General features: G+C 75.8%; 9 protein-coding genes. All 9 read left to right on the top strand.

All coding sequences use genetic code 11. The features are described 5' to 3' along the window. The first annotated feature begins 266 nt into the window (after positions 1-266). The 9 genes from ACFVVL_RS18490 to ACFVVL_RS18450 all read left to right on the top strand — a co-directional run bounded on the left by ACFVVL_RS18490 (position 267) and on the right by ACFVVL_RS18450 (position 16,491). Positions 267-6,365: a tetratricopeptide repeat protein gene (locus tag ACFVVL_RS18490; RefSeq protein WP_387676391.1), complete on the top strand. Its 6,099-nt coding sequence runs from the start codon at positions 267-269 to the stop codon at positions 6,363-6,365. 4 nt (positions 6,366-6,369) lie between these two features. Beyond that, a complete protein-coding gene (locus tag ACFVVL_RS18485) occupies positions 6,370-7,647 on the top strand; it encodes a hypothetical protein (RefSeq protein ID WP_380287540.1) in 1,278 nt (425 codons plus the stop codon). Continuing rightward, on the top strand, positions 7,644-8,690 hold the full coding sequence (locus ACFVVL_RS18480) for a hypothetical protein (protein ID WP_387676388.1): 1,047 nt from the start codon (positions 7,644-7,646) through the stop codon (positions 8,688-8,690). Before ACFVVL_RS18485 ends, ACFVVL_RS18480 begins: the two co-directional genes overlap by 4 nt. 191 nt (positions 8,691-8,881) lie before the next feature. Continuing rightward, positions 8,882-10,525, top strand: coding sequence for an alkaline phosphatase D family protein (locus ACFVVL_RS18475; RefSeq protein WP_387676385.1), 1,644 nt, complete (start codon positions 8,882-8,884; stop codon positions 10,523-10,525). A gap of 367 nt (positions 10,526-10,892) precedes the next feature. Next, positions 10,893-12,152, top strand: a complete 1,260-nt coding sequence (locus tag ACFVVL_RS18470; RefSeq protein WP_380287543.1) for a helix-turn-helix domain-containing protein — start codon at positions 10,893-10,895, stop codon at positions 12,150-12,152. A 142-nt stretch (positions 12,153-12,294) separates the two neighbouring features. After that, positions 12,295-12,780 (top strand): cobalamin B12-binding domain-containing protein, encoded by a 486-nt coding sequence (locus ACFVVL_RS18465; protein WP_380287544.1) that lies wholly within the window; start codon positions 12,295-12,297, stop codon positions 12,778-12,780. Then, positions 12,777-14,204: a methylaspartate mutase gene (locus tag ACFVVL_RS18460; protein WP_387676380.1), complete on the top strand. Its 1,428-nt coding sequence runs from the start codon at positions 12,777-12,779 to the stop codon at positions 14,202-14,204. The genes ACFVVL_RS18465 and ACFVVL_RS18460 overlap by 4 nt, the downstream gene beginning before the upstream one ends. Beyond that, entirely contained in the window at positions 14,201-15,211 is a 1,011-nt protein-coding gene (locus tag ACFVVL_RS18455) for an asparagine synthetase A (protein WP_387676377.1), read from the top strand. Before ACFVVL_RS18460 ends, ACFVVL_RS18455 begins: the two co-directional genes overlap by 4 nt. Then, the gene (locus ACFVVL_RS18450) at positions 15,208-16,491 is read left to right on the top strand and encodes a glutamate synthase-related protein (protein ID WP_387676374.1); all 1,284 of its coding nucleotides are present in this window, start codon (positions 15,208-15,210) and stop codon (positions 16,489-16,491) included. Before ACFVVL_RS18455 ends, ACFVVL_RS18450 begins: the two co-directional genes overlap by 4 nt. Positions 16,492-16,607: the final 116 nt, after the last annotated feature.

The raw sequence follows: 16,607 nt of genomic DNA, 5'->3' as shown, positions 1-16,607 counted from the left end.
CCGCCTGCGAGCGGGCATGACCAGCGAGCCGGGTGGGGCGGGCGGGTCCGCGCCGGCCGCCCCATTCGGTGGACGACCCCCCGGCGGCACGACCGTTCGCCCGTCGCGCACGCGTGCGGCGGGGCCGTGCGGCCGGAAGGGCGGCGCCGCCGGAAGGTCACCGTTGCGACACCGATCGCCGCAATCGGCCGAAGACGGGGACAACACGCCACCGGGCGGCTACGGTCGGTCGGGCAGTCGGACGACCCGGGGGGTGGGACATGGCCATGAGTATGTCCATGACGGTGAACGCCCGTCCGGACGCCGGAATGCCGGAGCAGGAGCCCTTCGCCCAGCGCCCCCAGAAGGCCTCGCCGGTGGCCGGCGGAGGCAACCCGCACACCGAGCAGCGGACGGTCGTGCTCACCGCCGAGGAGGAAGCGGCCGCCCGGCGCACCGCGGCCCCGGCCGGATCGCACCGCCTCCCGCCCGCCCCGACCGCCGAACTGGTCGGCCGCACCGAAGCGTTGGCGGCGGTCGGCGCCGCACTGGACGGCGGCGGAGGACTCGTCACCCAGGCGACGACCCTGCACGGGCTCGGCGGCGTCGGGAAGACGGCCCTGGCCCTGCACTACGCCTACGCGCACCTGGACGACTACGACCTGGTGTGGTGGATCACCGCCGAGTCGCCCGAGCAGCTCGCCGAGGCCTTCGCCGACCTCGCCGTCCACCTGCACCGGGACTGGGCGCTCGCCGAGTCGCCCAACCGGCAGGTCGCCTGGGCGCTGGCCTGGCTCCGGGCGCACGAGCGGTGGCTGCTGGTGTTCGACAACGTCGAGGACCCGGTCCACCTGACGCCCTATCTGGGAAGGCTGCTCGGACGCGGGCACCACCTGGTCACCAGCCGCCGCGCCGACGGCTGGCACGAGGGCATGCGGCCGATCCGCATCGACGTGCTCGACGCCCCGCTCGCCGTCCGGCTGCTGCACCGGGCCGCCGGGCGCGGCGAGGAGACCGACGGGGCGATCGACGCGTCCGAGTGCGACGAGGCCCGGGCCCTCGCCGACGAACTCGGCCACCTGCCGATCGCGCTCGCCCAGGCCGGCGCCCACATCCGGCAGACCGGAACCACCTTCCGCGCCTTCCGGGAGCTGCTGCGCACCGTGGCGCCGTCGACGTCCGGCGCCATGCCGAGCGCCCTCGACACGGTGTCCCGGCTCTGGCGCACCACGCTGCGCACCGTCCAGGAGAGCGCCCCGTTCGCCGTCGAGCTGCTGCGCACGCTGGCCTGGTACGCGCCCGAGGCGCTGCCGCGCGAGGCGCTGCTGCCGTTCGGCTCCCGGCGCCCGGACGAGGTGGACACCGCCCTGAAGGTGCTGGCCGACTACAGCCTCGTCACCCTCGGCCCGCGCACGGTGGCCGTCCACCGCCTGCTGCGCAGCACCCTGCGGGCCGGCGACGAGGACCGGAGGGTGTGGGCGCGGGCGGAACGCAACCTCGCCGGCGCGGTGGCGCGGCTCTGGCCGCAGGCGGACCAGGCGGTCCGCCGGGCCCTGCTGCCGCACGTGCGGGAGCTGACGACGGCCGGCCGCACCTCGCCGGACCCCACCCCGGAGACGGTCGACCTCTACCGGCTGGCCGCGGCCGAACTCGCCGCGCCGGAGCAGCGGGTCTTCGTGATCCCGCTGGTGACGGCGGTGGTGGAGGGACAGCGCCGGCTGCTCGGCCCGGACCACCTCGACACGCTCGCCTCCCGGGGCCGGCTCGCCGAACTCCACGCCCGGGTGGGCGACCCGGTCAGGGCCGTGGAGCTGTGCGAGGCGGTGGTGGCCGACCGCTCCCGGGTGCAGGGGCCGGACCACCCCGCCGTCCTCGCCGACCGCTTCTCGCTGGCCCACGCCCGCCGCAAGGCCGGCGACCACCGGCGCGCGGTCGAGGAGTTCCGGACCGTGGTGGCGGAGCGGACCCGGGTGCTCGGCGCCGCGCACCGGGAGACCCTGGCCGCGCGCGGCGGCCTGGCGTACGCGCTCCAGCTCGCCGGCCACCACCGCGAGGCGGTGGGCGAGTTCGAGGAGCTGCACGAGTGCCTGGTGCGGGAGCTGGGCGCGGACCACGAGGACACCCTGGCCAACCGCAACAGCCTCGCCTACGCCCAGCTCAGCGCGGGCGAGCACCGGCTCGCCCTGGAGCTCTACGCGCAGGCCGTCGCGGACCGGGCCCGGGTGCTGGGCGCCGACCACCCCGACACGCTCACCAGCCGCGGCTGGCTCGCCGACGCCCACGACGAGGCGGGCGACCACCCGGCGGCGGTCGCCGAGTACGCGGCGGTCGTCCGCGACCGCACCCGGGCCCAGGGCGCGGACCACGTGCAGACCCTGGAGGCCCGGGCCGGGCTGGTGACGGCGCGGATCGCGGCGGGGGACCTCACGGGCCTGGTGGCCGACGTGGCGGCGCTGCTGGCCGACTACACCCGGGTGCTCGGCCCGGACCACCCGGAGACCCTCGATGCCCGTTCCGGGCTTGCCTGGGCCTACGAGACGGTCGGCGAGTACGGCCGGGCGGTGGTCCTCTACGAGGCCGTGGTCCGGGACCGCGTGCGGATCCAGGGGCCGGACCACCTGACCACGCTGGAGGCGCGTTCGGAGCTGGCGCACGCCCGGCAGCTCGCCGGCGCGCCCGAGGAGGAGCTGTCCGACCGCGAGCGGCTCGTCGCGGACCGGCTGCGCGTCCAGGGGCCGCACCACCCGGACACCCTGGCGGAGCGGGAGCGTCTGGTCCGCGCCTGCCAGCGGGCGGGACAGGACGACCGGGCGGTCGGGCTCGTCGAGGTGCTGGTCGCCGACCGGGCGAGGGAGCAGGGGGCGGACCACCCCGACACCCTGGAAGCGCGGTGGACGCTGGCCTGGCTCTGCTCCAACGCCGGTCGGCACGGCCGGGCGACTTCCGTGTTCGAGGTCCTGGTGGCCGATCACACGCGGCTCCAGGGCGCCGACCATCCCATGACGCTCAACACGCGGTGGTGGCTGGCGTGGGCGTGCCGGCGCGCCGGGCAGCACCGCCGGGCGGTCGTCCTCTACGAGGTCCTCTGCGCCGACCGGGTGCGGGTCTCGGGCGCGGACCACCCCGAAACCCTGGCCGCGCGTGCCGGGCTGGCCTGGACCTGCGGTGATGCGGCCGAGTACGGGCGGGCCCTCGAACTGCGGGAGTCCCTGCTGGCCGACCGGGAACGTCTGCACGGCCCGGACCACCCGGGAACGCTGGAGGCCCGCAGCTATGTCGCACAGGCGCTCGCCGGCGTCGGTGACCACGGGCGTGCCGTTGAGGCCCTCCGGACACTCGTCGAGCACCGCACCCGGATCCAGGGGCCGGCCCACCCGGATGTCCTCGGCGCGCGCTGGGTCCTGGCGCTCGCTCTTGAGGACGCCGGCCGGCACCGCGACGCCATCGAGCACTTCGAGGCGCTGACCGCCGACCAGACCCGCCTGCGCGGCGCCGACCACCTGGACACGCTGCACGCCCGGTTCGGACTGGCGTGCGCGTGCGCGACGGCGGGCGACAGCCGCATGGTCGGACTCTTCGAGGACCTCGTGGCCGACCGGACCCGGATCCAGGGGGCGGACCATCCGGCGACGCTGGGTGTCCGGGGATGGCTCGCGTGGGCCTGCCACCTGACCGACCGGCCCGGGCGGGCGGCCGAGCTCTACGACCTGCTGGTGGCGGACCACGTGCGGGTGCAGGGCGCGGACCACCCCGCGACGCTGAGCACCCGTTCGGAGCAGGCCGACGTGGCCCTGGCGTGGGGCGATCACCGGCGCGCCCGGGAGCTCTGCGAGCGACTGCTCGCCGACTGCGCCCGGGTGTGGCCGGCGGACCACCCCAGGACGCTCCAGGCGCGCCGTGCCCTGGCGCGGGCCTGTACGGACGCGGGTGACCACTACCGCTCGGCGGTCCTTCTGGAGGAGGTGGCAGCGGGCTGGGAACGGGCGCGGGGAACCGATCACGAGGAGACGCTGACCGCCCGGTGGAGTCTCGCCCTGGCGTACCGGAAGGCCGGCGCGTACGGCCGGGCGCTGGAGCTCCACCGGGCCGTGGTCGCGGACCGGATCTGGGTGACCGGCGCCGACCGGCCCGAGACCCTCCTCGCGAGGTTCGGGCTGGCCTGGGCCCACCAGGACGCCGGAGAGCCCCGTCGCGCGGCGGAGCTCCACGAGGAACTGCTGCGGGACCGGCTCCGGATCCACGGGCCCGACGACCCGCTGTCCCTGGAGGACCGGTCCGCGCTGTTCCGCGCGCTCGTCCTCGCGGGCCGCTTCCGTGAGGCGCTCGCGGGGTACGCGGCCCTGGTGGAGGACCGGATCCGGATCCAGGGCGCCGATCACGACGACACGCTCGACGAGCGCGCGCACCAGGCCTGGGCCCTGGGCCAGACGGGGAGCCACCGGGAGGCGTGGGAAGCCCATGAGGCGCTGCTGCGTGACCGGCTCCGCGTCCAGGGACCCGACCACCTCGACACCCTCGGGAGCCGGTCCGGCGTGGCGTACAACCTCGGACGCCTCGGCAGGGTCCGCGAGGCGCTCGCCGCGAGGGAGGCTCTGGCCGCGGACCGGGCCCGGATCCAGGGGGCCGAGCACCCCGACACGCTGGACGCGCGCTCCTGGGTGGTGGCCCTCCGCCGGGACTGCGGTGAGCACCGCGCGGCGGCCGGGCTCTACGAGGCCCTGGTCGCGGACCGGGTCCGGATCCAGGGCCCGGACCACCCCGACACGCTCGCCGAACGCCGCAACCGGGGCGTCGGCCACCGCAAGGCGGGCCGGTACCGCAGTGCGGTGCGCGAGCGCGAGCTCCTGGTGGACGACACCACCCGGCTGTGCGGACCGGAACACCCGCACACCCTCACCGACCGGGCCAACCTGGGTCACGCCCTGCGGTGGGGCTGGGACCACGCCGCGGCCGCCGAGGTCTACGAGTCCGTCCGGGCCGACCTCGCCCGGCTGCGCGGGCCGGGCCATCCGGCCACGCTGGACGCCCTGGACAACGTCGCGCTCAACCTGCGCCGGGCCGGGCGGTACCCGGAGGCGGAGGCCCGCTACCGGGAGCTGGTCACCGTGGCGGCGGGCGCCCTCGGCCCGGAGCATCCGGTCGTGCTGCAGGCCCGCTCGGACCTCGCGGTCACCCTGCGGGACGCGGGGGAGCACGGCGCGGCGAGGGACGCGCTGACCGCGCTGCTGGCCGACTGGGAGCGGGTGCTGGGCCCCGGCCACCCCGGACTCTTCCCGGTCGGGCGCCGCCTCGCCCTTGCCCTCCGGCTGGCCGGCGACCCCGCCGCGGCCGTGACCGTGCTGGCTCCGCTGGCCGACCGGGCGGCGCGGATGCTGGGCGCGGCGCACCCGGAGGCGGTGGAGACCCGGGCGGCCCACGCCCTGCTGCTGGCCCTCGGCGAGCGGCCGTTCCGCGCGGTGGTGCTGCTGGGGGTGCTCGTCGAGGAGTGCGTGGAGAGCCGCGGCCCGGGGCACCCGCTGACCCTGCGGGTGCGTCAGGACCTCGCGTTCGCCCGGCACCTGGCGGGTGACCACACCGGGGCGGTGCGGACCTACGACACCGTGGTCGCGGACTCCGGGCTGTGGCCCGAGCCGCCCCTCGCGGGCGCCGCCGCGCTGCTCGCGGCGGGACACCGGACGGGCGACCAGCCGACGGTGGCCGTCGGCAGCCGCCGGACCGGCGACGCCCCGCCGCTGCCCACGCTGATGGCCGGCCTCGCCCGGGCGCTGGCGGCGAGCGGTCGCACCGGAGCGGCGCGGGAGCTGCTGCTCGCCACCTGCGCGGGACGCGACGCGCTGATGGGACCGGAGCACCCGCTCGCGGCCGAGAGCCGGGAGGGGCCGGCGGCCCTGACGGCGGGCAGGCCGCACGCCGGACCGGTCGCCGAACTGCCGCCCGCCCCCGCGGCCCCGGAGCCTCCCCCCGGTACGGCGTGCGCCCCGCGCCCCCGGCCGGAGCGGTCCGCGGTGCCCGTCGCGCCCGCCGTCCCGGTGGCGTGGCGGCCCCGGATCACCCTGCTCGACGAGCCCGAGGTGGGCGTCCCGGCCCGGCTGAGCCTGCGGCTGGAGGCGGCCGGTGACCAGGCCGGGGCCGATCCGGCCCGGCTGCCGGAGCTGCACCTGGTGGCCGCGCCGCTCTCCGACGCGGTGATCGAACCGCCCGTCGCCGACTACCTCCCCTCGGGCGGCCCGGCCGCGTTCGCCCTCACCCCGGCCGTGCCGGGGGCGCACCGGGTCCGGTTCACCCTCTTCGACCGGGGGTTCGGAGTCGCGCTGCAGGACTTGGTGGCCGTCGTCGACGTCGCTGCGGCGGCCGACGGCGAGGAACACGGACAGGAGCAGGAGTAGCCACGTGCCCCGGGACCTCGTCGTCGAGATCCGGCAGAACCCCTCCGCCGACTACACGGTGCTGCCGCGCCAGGGCGGGCCCGTCGACCGGCCCGGCCCGCGGCGGGCGGAGCCGCTGGACCTGAAGGTCTCCCTGCGTCGCCACGGCACCGCCGACCTGCTGCACATGGCGGTCAACCGGGCGGGTGTCCGGGAGCCGCTGACCCGCGGTCACCACGCCTACCTGGACGTCTCCGCGGGCCGGCTGCTCCAGCTGGGCGCGCGGATACGGCGGGCCTGGAAGGAGCAGCTGGTCGAGTACCCGGTGCTGGACGAGGACGGGATGCCGCTGGGCTACCCGTTCGCGTCGGCCGTCGACCTGTCCGAGTGGAGCCCGCTGGCCCGGAGCCGGACCGAGGAGCTCCTGGAGGAAGGGCGGTTCGCCTTCGACGAGATGCTCGCCGGGCCGGGGCGCGATCTCGGCGAGCTGCGGGCGTTCCTCACCGGGACGCTCACCGAGGAGGGGCCGCTGCGGGTCAGCTTCGACTCCGACCTCCATCTGCCCTGGCCGATGATGGCCGTGACGGTCGGCCAGGGGGAGCCGTGGCAGGACTTCCTCGGCTACCGGCACCAGATCGAGCAGACCGGGGCCGCCTACCCCCGGGCCCAGGCGTCCTACCCGCCCCGGACCCGCGCGGTGACCAGCCTCAACACCGACAGCGCCCTGGAGTCGGTCGGCCGGGCGCCGGAGGTGCGCAAGCTGCTGGAGGAGCGGACGGAGCTGACCGTCCGCACCGAGTCGACGCGCTTCCTGGAGGCCTTCTCCGGGGCGGTGCTCGACGAGGACCTCATGTACTTCTGGTGCCACGGCCAGTTCGTCGCCAACGGTTCCTTCTACACCCAGCTGAGCGTGCGGCTCTCGGATCCGCGGGACATCGACGCGGACCTGGTCCGCCGGCTGCGCCGGAACCACCAGGACGTGCCCGAAGCCCTGTTCCGGCCGTTCGTGCTGCTGAACGCCTGCTTCGCCGGGCAGTCGGCCGAGGCCGAGCTGGAACACCTCGGCCGGGCGCTCGTGGAACTCGGGGCCAGCGGCGTGCTCGGGCCCCAGATCGAGATCCCGCAGGTGTTCGGGGCGGAGTACGCCTTCGCCTTCCTCGACCTGTACCTCTCGGGACAGGCCACGGCGGGCGAGATCACCTGGTGGCTGGCCCGCCGCTTCGCCGACGTCCACCGCAATCCGCTCGCCCTCACCTATTCCCTGCACTGCGGGATTGACAGCATGCTGGAGCTGACGCCGTGACCCATGCCGTGGTGGACCTCGACGAGGACGGACGGCTGCTCGTGCCGGGCACCCGCACGCCGGTGCCGGAGGCCCGGGTGGCCGAGCACCTGGCCCGCCATCTGAAGGTGCCGGAGCGGGCGACCGACCTGTACGTGTACGTGCACGGCTGGCAGACCGGCGCGCAGGCGGCCGGGCGGGCGGCGGACGCCCTGATCGCGCGGGCCGTCGACCTGGCGCGGACGGCGCCGGCGGCGTACCCGGGGCTGACGGGGCGCGGGTACCGGCCGTGGTGCGTGGTGGTGCGCTGGCCGTCGTCGAGCCTGCCCTCGCCGGCCGGGTACCGGCGGATCCGGGACCGGGCGCACGCGATGAGCGGGCCCGGGCGCGGGCAGGCGGGGTTCGTGATCGGGCACCTGCTCGGCTACCTGGACGCGACCCGCGGGCGGCCGGACGCCCCGGAGGTGCTGGCGAACCGTTCGGGGCAGTACCTGCACCTGGTGGGGCACTCCTTCGGCGGCCGGTTCCTGTGCGAGGCGGTGCAGTGGGCGGCCGAGCGTCCGGCGGCCGGGCCGCGGGTGCTGGGGTGGAGCGGGCGGACGGATCCGGCGCGGCCGTTCACGGTGGACAGTGCGCTGGTGTTCCAGATGGCCGCGCCGCGGGACGCCTTCGACCGGTTGTTCCCGCAGCTGTTCCGGGCACCGGAGCGGCCGGAGGGACGGCCGGCCCGGCCGGGCGCGCCGTTGCGCGGGCCGCTGGTGCTGACGCACTCGCGCTGGGACCGGGCGACCGGCTTCTGGCACCTGCGGGCCGAGGGGCAGCCGGGGATCGGGCACTCGGGGGTGGGGACGGCGCCGGTCCGGCAGTTCTCGACCACGCTGCTCGCCACGCACACGCCGTACCCGAAGCGGGTGCTGGACCACCCGATCGTCAACGTCGACGCGGGCAGGGTGTTCCGGGGGAGCGCGGCGGGGCGCAGACTGGCACCGGCGGGCGCGCACTCCGACTTCCAGCACCCGGAGTCGGCCCACCTCCTGCTGAGCCTGGCGGCCTACTCCCGGTGAGCCGACGCGCCGTCGGGCCGGCCGTCGGCGCTATCGTCCGATTGCCCGATTCGGCCGCGGTCCTCATCTGATGATCACCTGTCCGCCGGCATCGTGACGCCCCCCGTACGGCGCCGTGCCGTCCAATACCGTCCGTACACAGCCGGTGCCCGCGCCGGTGCAGCCCAGCGTACGGAAGGCAGTCCAGACCCATGGCCCGCACAGACGACCAGGCCTCGCACGACCAGCAGTTCCGGGATGCCGCGACCCGGCTCGGGATAGGCCGCCGCCGCTTCCTGACCGTCACCTCGGCGGCCGCCGCGCTGGCGTTCACCACCAACCTGCCGAACGCGCACGCCGCGGACGCCGAGATCGCGCCCCGCACGCTGACCGAGAACCCGTTCACCCTCGGCGTCGCCTCCGGCGACCCGCTCAGTGACGCGGTCGTGCTCTGGACCCGTCTCGCGCCCCGCCCGCTGGAGCCCGGCAACGGCCTGCCGCCGGCCGGCGTGGTCAAGGTCGACTGGGAGATCGCCCGGGACGAGCACTTCCGCAAGGTCGCCCGGCGCGGCACCGCCAAGGCCCACGCCGAGTTCAACTACACGGTGCACGTGGACGTCGACGGCCTCGACGCGGACCGCGTCCACTGGTACCGCTTCAAGGTCGGCTCCTGGATCAGCCCGGTCGGCCGGACCCGCACCTCCCCGGCGCGCGGCCGCCGGATCGAGGAGGTCCGCTTCGGCCTGGTCTCCTGCCAGGCCTACGAGGACGGCTACTTCACCGCCTACAAGCACCTCGCGAACGAGGACCTCGACGCCGTCTTCCACGTCGGCGACTACATCTACGAGTACGGCATCGACGCCGTCGGCGGCGACCGCAAGTACACCGACCGCACCCTGCCGTCGCTGTTCAACCACGAGACCACCACCCTGGAGGACTACCGGCTGCGGTACGCCCTCTACAAGGCCGACCCCGACCTCCAGGCCGCGCACGCCGCGCACCCCTGGTTCGTCACCTGGGACGACCACGAGGTGGAGAACAACTACGCCGCCGGCATCCCGGAGAAGAACCAGTCGGTGGAGGCCTTCGTCGCCCGCCGCGCCGCCGCCACCCGCGCCTACTGGGAGAACATGCCGCTGCGCATGCCCCGGCCGGACGCCACCGACCTCAAGCTCTACCGCCGTCACCACTACGGCAAGCTGGCCCAGTTCGACATCCTCGACACCCGCCAGTACCGCTCCGACCAGGCCAACGGCGACGGCTGGCAGTTCCCCACCCCGGAGTCGGAGGACCCGACCCGCACGCTGATGGGCGCCACCCAGGAGCGCTGGCTGCTGGAGGGCTTCCGCAAGTCCAAGGCGGTGTGGAACGTCGTGCCGCAGCAGGTGGTCTTCTCCCGGCGGAAGAACACCACCGAGGCGAAGTCCCGGCTCTCCATGGACGCCTGGGACGGCTACCCGGCCGCGCGCGAGCGGCTGCTGGCCGGCGTCGAGGACATCGGCGTGGAGAACCTGGTCGTCCTCACCGGTGACGTGCACGTCGCCTACGCGATGGACGTCAAGCGCGACTTCGACGACCCGGACTCGCGGACCGTCGGCGTCGAGATCGTCGGCACCTCGATCGCCAGCGACGGCGACGGCGCGGAGCACCCGGGCAACTGGGCCACCCTGACGGCCGCCAACCCGCACATGAAGTTCTACGACGGGCGGCGCGGCTACACCGCGATCACCCTGAACGAGGAGCACGCGCGGGCCGACTACCGGGTGATCTCGCACATCACCCGCCCGGGCGGCACGGTCAGCACGGCCGCCTCCTTCGTCAGCGAGGCCTACAACCCGGGCATGCAGCGCGTCTGACGCCCGGCCCCTCCCCGGCCACCGGCCCGGGCGTACCGTCTTCCGACGCGGTACGCCCGGGCCGGTCCCGTGTCCGCCCCCGGCGCCCCGTCCCCCGTCCCCCGTCCCCCCAGCGCCCCGCCCTGCTCCGCCCCGCCCTGCCCCGCCTCCCCTCGCCGCGAGGCAGGGTTCGTGGACGATGCGGAGGTGTCGTGAACCTGCGGTGATCGGCCGTTGATCGGCCGTAGAGCAGGGCCGTGGAGCATCTGCGGGCAGGGGAACCCGGCTCGGCGGTCACCACCGCCCGGCGCCGTCCTCGGCGCACCGCCCCGGCGGCCCGAGCCCCTGGTCCCCGGTAGTTGGCCAACCCACGGAAGGCGGACGGAGCATGGACGGCGTTCACACCCTGCAGTCGGCGGCGGGCTTCGGAGAGCTGCTCAGGATCCGGCGCGAGCGCATCGGCCTGACCCAGCAGGTCCTCGCCGATCACGCGACCCTGAGCGTCCGGGCGATCCGCGACATGGAGAGCGGACGGGTGCAGCGCCCCCGGCAGGAGACGGTCCGGCTGCTGGCCGACGCGCTGCGGCTGGAGGGCCGCAGCCGCTCGGTGTTCGAGGCGGCCGCACGCCGCCAGGCGCTCGCCGAGGAGCCGCGCGACGAGCCGGCCGCCCCGCCGGTGGCCCGCGGCGCGATCGTCGGCCGCGAGCCGGAGACGGACGTGCTGACCGAGGCCCTGGCCGTGCACGGCGACCGGCTGGTCACGGTGACCGGCCTCGGCGGGGTCGGCAAGACCCGGCTGGTGCTGGAGGCGGCGCGCCGGCTGCACCTGTCGGCCCACTGGTCGGTGCGCTGGACGGACTGGGCCCGCCAGCCCGGGATGGGCCCCGAACGCCGGGACGAGCTGGTCCGGGCGATCGGCAGCCGCCCCACCCTGCTGGTCCTGGACGGCGCCGACAGCGGTGTGGAGCCCGCCCTGCTGGACGAGCTGTTCCAGCGCTGCCCCGGCCTGCGGGTGCTGATCACCGCCCGGGTCGCGCAGCCGCTGCCCGGCGGCCAGGTGATCCCGCTCGCACCGCTGCCCACCCCGGGGCCGGAGCTCGACCACGATCCGGCGGCGCTCGCCGAGGTGGGCGCCGTCCGGCTGCTGCTGTCGCACCTGCGCCGGCTGCGCCCCGGCTACCGGCTGGAGCCGGAGGAGGCGCCGGCGGTGGCCGCGCTCTGCCGGCTGCTGGACGGCCTGCCGGGCGCGCTGGAGCTGGCCGCGGCCTGGTCGACCGTGCTCTCGCCGCGCCAGCTGGTGGCCCGGCTGGCCGAGGGACCGTTCCAGCTGGCGCCGCCCCCGGCCGGGTTCGGCGGGAGCGGTGGGGTCGGCGAGGCGCTGGACGCGGCGCTCGACCGGCTGACGCTGGGCCAGCGCGACCTGCTGGCCCGGCTGGCCGCCGAACCGGGCGACTGGTCGGGCGAGGACGCCGTCGAGCTGAGCGGGCGGCCGCCGCAGGAGTCGCTGGCCGCCGTGCACGAACTGCTGGCGAGCGGGCTGATCCGCAGCGTCCCCGCCCGCGACGGCGTGCGCTTCACCGTGCTGAACCTCTGCCGCCGGCTGTTCGGCGCCGCCGGGGCGTACCCGGTGCTGGCGGCCGCGAGCTGACCGCGCCCCCGCCGCGGATACTGCCCGTCACTTGCCGGGCGAGCTGCCGGTCCGCCCGCCGGATCCTCCCTAGCGTTCTGTCCGTCACCCACCGCCCCATCACTGACCGACCCATCACTCACCGACACAGAGGGTTTGCGCCGTGGACCAGTTGGAGCAGCAGCGCGCCGAGGCCGAACCGCCCGGGCTGGAGGTCGTCGTGACGACGATGGCGTCGGATTCGCACACCTGGAACCTGGTCTTCCTGCAACTGCTGCTGGAGGAGCTGGGCCACCGGGTCACCAACCTGGGCGCCTGCGTGCCGGACGAACTGCTGGTCTCCGAGTGCCGCCGGACCGCGCCCGACCTCATCGTGCTGAGCAGCGTCAACGGCCACGGCTACCACGACGGCCTGCGGGTGATCCGCGCCCTGCGCGGCTGCCCCGAGCTCTCCGGCACGCCCACGGTGATCGGCGGGAAGCTCACCATCGCCGGGCCCGGCGATCCGGACCGGCAGCGCTCGCTGCTCGCCGCCGGGTTCGACGGCGTCTTCGAGGAGGGCCGCTCGGTCGCCGACTTCCGTGCCTTCGTGGGCTCGCTGCCCACCGCCGCCCTGCCCGTGGCGAGCGTCTCCCGGGGCCCGCGGTGAGCGCCGTCACCGCCGCGCCGGGCGGCTCCCTCCCCGCCGGAGCGGGCTTCGGCGCCTTCGTCGCCCGGGCCCGCGCCGCCGGCGCCCTGGTCGTCCAGCCCCGGATGGGCATGGCCGACCCGCTGCGGATGCGCGAGGGCCTGCTCGCCACCCGGGACGCCGACGCCGTCACGGTGGGCACCATCACCCTGGACAGCTACACCCGCACCGGCGACCTCGCCGCCGCCCGCCGCGCCCTGGCCGACGGGGTGGGGCTGAACGGCTACCCGATCGCGGGCCACCCGGTGGACGTCACCCGGGCGGTGCTGCGCGGCCTCGCCGGCGCGGGCTTCCCGGTGCAGGTCCGGCACGGCTCGGCGCGGCCCGAGCACATCGTCCGCGCGCTGCTCGCGGTCGGCCTGGACGCCACCGAGGGCGGCCCGGTCTCGTACTGCCTGCCGTACAGCCGCACCCCGCTGCGCGAGGCGGTGGAGAGCTGGCGGCGGAGCTGCGAACTGCTGGCCTCGATCCGGGAGTTCGGCGCCGAACCGCACCTGGAGACGTTCGGCGGCTGTCTGATGGGCCAGCTCTGCCCGCCGAGCCTGCTGATCGCGGTGAGCGTGCTGGAGGCGCTGTTCTTCCGCCAGCACGGGCTGCGCAGCATCTCGCTCAGCTACGCCCAGCAGCCCGACCCGCGGCAGGACGAGGAGGCGCTGACCGCGCTCGGCCGGCTCGCCGGGGAGCTGCTGCCGGACGTCGACCACCACCTCGTGCTCTACGCCTACATGGGCGTCTTCCCGCGCACCCCCGGCGGCGCCCGGCTGCTGCTGGAGGACGCCGCCCGGCTGGCGGTGCGCACCGGGGCGGCCCGGCTGATCGTGAAGACGACGGCCGAGGCGCACCGGATCCCGACCGTCGCCGAGAACGTCAGGGCCCTGGAGGCGGCCGCCGCGGCCGCAGGCGCCGAGCAGCCGCGCCCGCCGCGCGCCGTGCCCGAGACCGGCATCGAGGCGGAGGCGCGGGCGCTGATCGGCGCCGTGCTGGAGCTGGACGCCGACATCGGCCGGGCGCTGGTCCGCGCCTTCGCGGCGGGCTACCTGGACGTGCCCTACTGCCTGCACCCCGACAACGCCGGGCGGGCCCGCAGCTCGCTCGGGCCGGACGGGCGGCTGCACTGGTCCGACGTCGGCGCGATGCCGATCGCCGGCCTGTCCGGCGGCCCGCGCCCGCCGATCCTCGGCTCCGCCGACCTGCTCGGCGCGCTCTCCCACGTCCAGTGGAGCTACGACAGCCGCGCCGCCGGCGCCCCGCACCTCGCCACCCGGCACCTCGACAGCCCGCACCGCGAAACCCCGCACCTCGGCACCCCGCACCTCGACACCCCGGACCTCGCCTTCGACCGCACACCCGCCGCACCACGAGAGTTGGGACTCACCACGCCATGACCACCGACGGGCCCACCCCCGCGACCGCCGCCGCGAAGCTCCCGGACCCCGGCCGCCACCTGACCTCCCCGTCCACCCGCGCCGCGCTGCGGATCCAGCACCACCTGCTCTCCGCCGCCCGCGACCACCTGCGCGGCCGGGGCTTCACCGAACTGCTCCCGCCGATCATCGGCCCGGTCACCGACCCCGGTTCGCGCGGCTCCAAGCAGGTCGACGTCGACTTCTACGGCCACCGCTACAAGCTGATGACCAGCGCGATCCTCTACAAGCAGGCCTCGCTGCTGGCCTTCGACAAGATCTTCTGCATCGCGCCGAACGTCCGGCTGGAGCCGCTGGAGACCGCCGGGACCAGCCGCCACCTGGCCGAGTTCCACCAGCTCGACGTCGAGGTGGCCGGGGCGAGCCGGGACGACGCCGTGCAGCTCGTCGAGGAGCTGGTGGTCCACATGGTCGCCGCCGCGGTGCGCGAGCTGCCCAAGGAGTTCGCCGAACTCGGCCGCGACACCGCGGCGTTCGCCGAGCTGCTGAAGGGCTCCTTCGGCCGGATGCGGCACTCCGAGGCGGTCGCCGAACTCCGGGGCCTGGGCCACCCGCAGAGCCAGGACGCCGAACTCGACTGGGCCGGTGAGGCGTTGCTCTCCGGCCGGCGGGACCGGCCGTTCTTCGTCACCGACTACCCCAAGGGCTCGCGCGGCTTCTACGACCGGGAGAACCCCGAGGACCCGGGCCTGCTGCGGAACTTCGACCTGATCGCGGCCGAGGGCTACGGCGAGCTGTGCAGCGGCAGCCAGCGCACCAACGACTACGCCGAGATCGTCACCCGGATGCGCGAGACCGGGGAGAACCCGCAGAAGTACCGCTGGTACCTGGACCTGGTCCGCGAGGGCGTGCCCGGCAGCGCCGGCTTCGGCATCGGCGTCGAGCGGCTGACCCGCTACGTCGCCGGGCTGGACGCGGTCTGGCAGGCCAGCGCGTTCCCGAAGGTGGCGGGGGTGGTCTCGCCGTGAGCGACCTCAGCGCACCCGGGTTCCCGGAGGAGGAGGTCCGGCAACGGGCCAGGGCCGGGACGGCGGCGGCCTTCCCGCCGCCCGGCAGCTACGGGCAGGTGCTGTTCGGCGCCGAGCGCCCGGCCGGCGGATCCGGCCCGGCGGACGCCCCGGACGCCCTGGACACGCTGCGGATCGTGCCGCCGGTCTTCGTGCCGCAGCGGCTGGCCAAGCTGATCGACCTGGGCCGCGAGCCGGACTACCGGGACGTCGAACTATCCACCACCATCGGCGGGTTCGAGTCGTCCCTGCCGGTCTACGTGTCCGCGACCGGCTCCACCCGGGCGGCCGGCGGGGACCTCGGCCTGGCACTGAGCCGGCAGGCGGGCGCGCTCGGCCTGCCGATGGTGATCGGTGAGAACGTCGTCCCGGTGAACGGCTACGGCCGGCTCGGCGAGGCCGCCGACCGCGCCCTGCTCGGCCGGCTGCGCGCCTACGCCGAGCACCTGCCGGACGGGCTGGGCGGGGTGGCCGTCCAGCAGTCCACCGAGGACGCCGACGCCGAGGTGTGGAACCTGCTGTACAGCGACCCCGCGGCCCTACCGCTGCTCGAATCCGGGCGCCTGGCCTTCGAGTTGAAGGTCGGGCAGGGGGCGAAGCCGGGGCTCGGCGGAATGACCGTCCTGGAGCCGGACGCCGCCGCCCGGCTCGGCGACCGCTACGGCCTGGACCCGGTCTTCGGCGAGGACGGCCGGGTGCTGCGGGCCGGCACCCCGGGCACCTTCACCGCGGAGATCCTGCGCCAGCAGATCCGGCTGATGCGCAACAACTTCCCCCGGGCCCGGGTCTGGGTGAAGCTGCACCCGGGCCGGGACGTCGCCGAGGCCGCCCGGGTGGCCGCCGAGGCGGGCGCCGACGCCGTCACGGTGGACGGCGCGGAGGGCGGCACCGGCTGGGCGCCGGGGGTCTTCCCGGCGCAGGTCGGGCTGCCGCTGGCGGAGTGCCTGCGCCGGCTGGCGGTCGCCGGGCCGCCGCCCTGCCTGCTGGTCTCGGGCCGGATGTGGGAGGGCGGCCGGGCGGTCAAGAGCCTGGCGCTGGGCGCCCGTGCGGTGGGCCTGGGCCGGGCGGCCCTGCTGGCCGCGGCGGAGGACCCGCAGGCGGGACTGACCCGTTTCACCGACTGCCTCGCACTCGAACTGCGGCTGCTGATCAGCGCGCTCGGGAAGTACGCCCCGGCCGCCCTGGACCGGGCCGACGTGTGGTCCCCGGATTTCTCCCGGGATTTCCCCCGGGAATTCTGAGCCGCTTTCCGCGACAACCGAAGACCGTTTTCCCCCGAGCCCGCCGAGGCGCCCCGTGCGCCCCGGCGGGCCGGTCGCGTTTCCTCAAGTCGCCTTACTCAAGCGGCAGTTGAAAC

This window comes from Kitasatospora sp. NPDC058115 (assembly GCF_042884635.1).
Taxonomy (GTDB): Bacteria; Actinomycetota; Actinomycetes; order Streptomycetales; family Streptomycetaceae; genus Kitasatospora.
The sequence above is the reverse complement of the archived record's forward strand: the minus strand, read 5'-3'. Positions and strand labels throughout refer to the sequence as shown.

Coding starts and splice junctions, on each gene's coding strand:
- ACFVVL_RS18475 (WP_387676385.1), top strand. CDS start 8,882: ATGGCCCGCACAGACGACCAGGCCTCGCACGACCAGCAGTTCCGGGAT.
- ACFVVL_RS18490 (WP_387676391.1), top strand. CDS start 267: ATGAGTATGTCCATGACGGTGAACGCCCGTCCGGACGCCGGAATGCCG.
- ACFVVL_RS18470 (WP_380287543.1), top strand. CDS start 10,893: ATGGACGGCGTTCACACCCTGCAGTCGGCGGCGGGCTTCGGAGAGCTG.
- ACFVVL_RS18455 (WP_387676377.1), top strand. CDS start 14,201: ATGACCACCGACGGGCCCACCCCCGCGACCGCCGCCGCGAAGCTCCCG.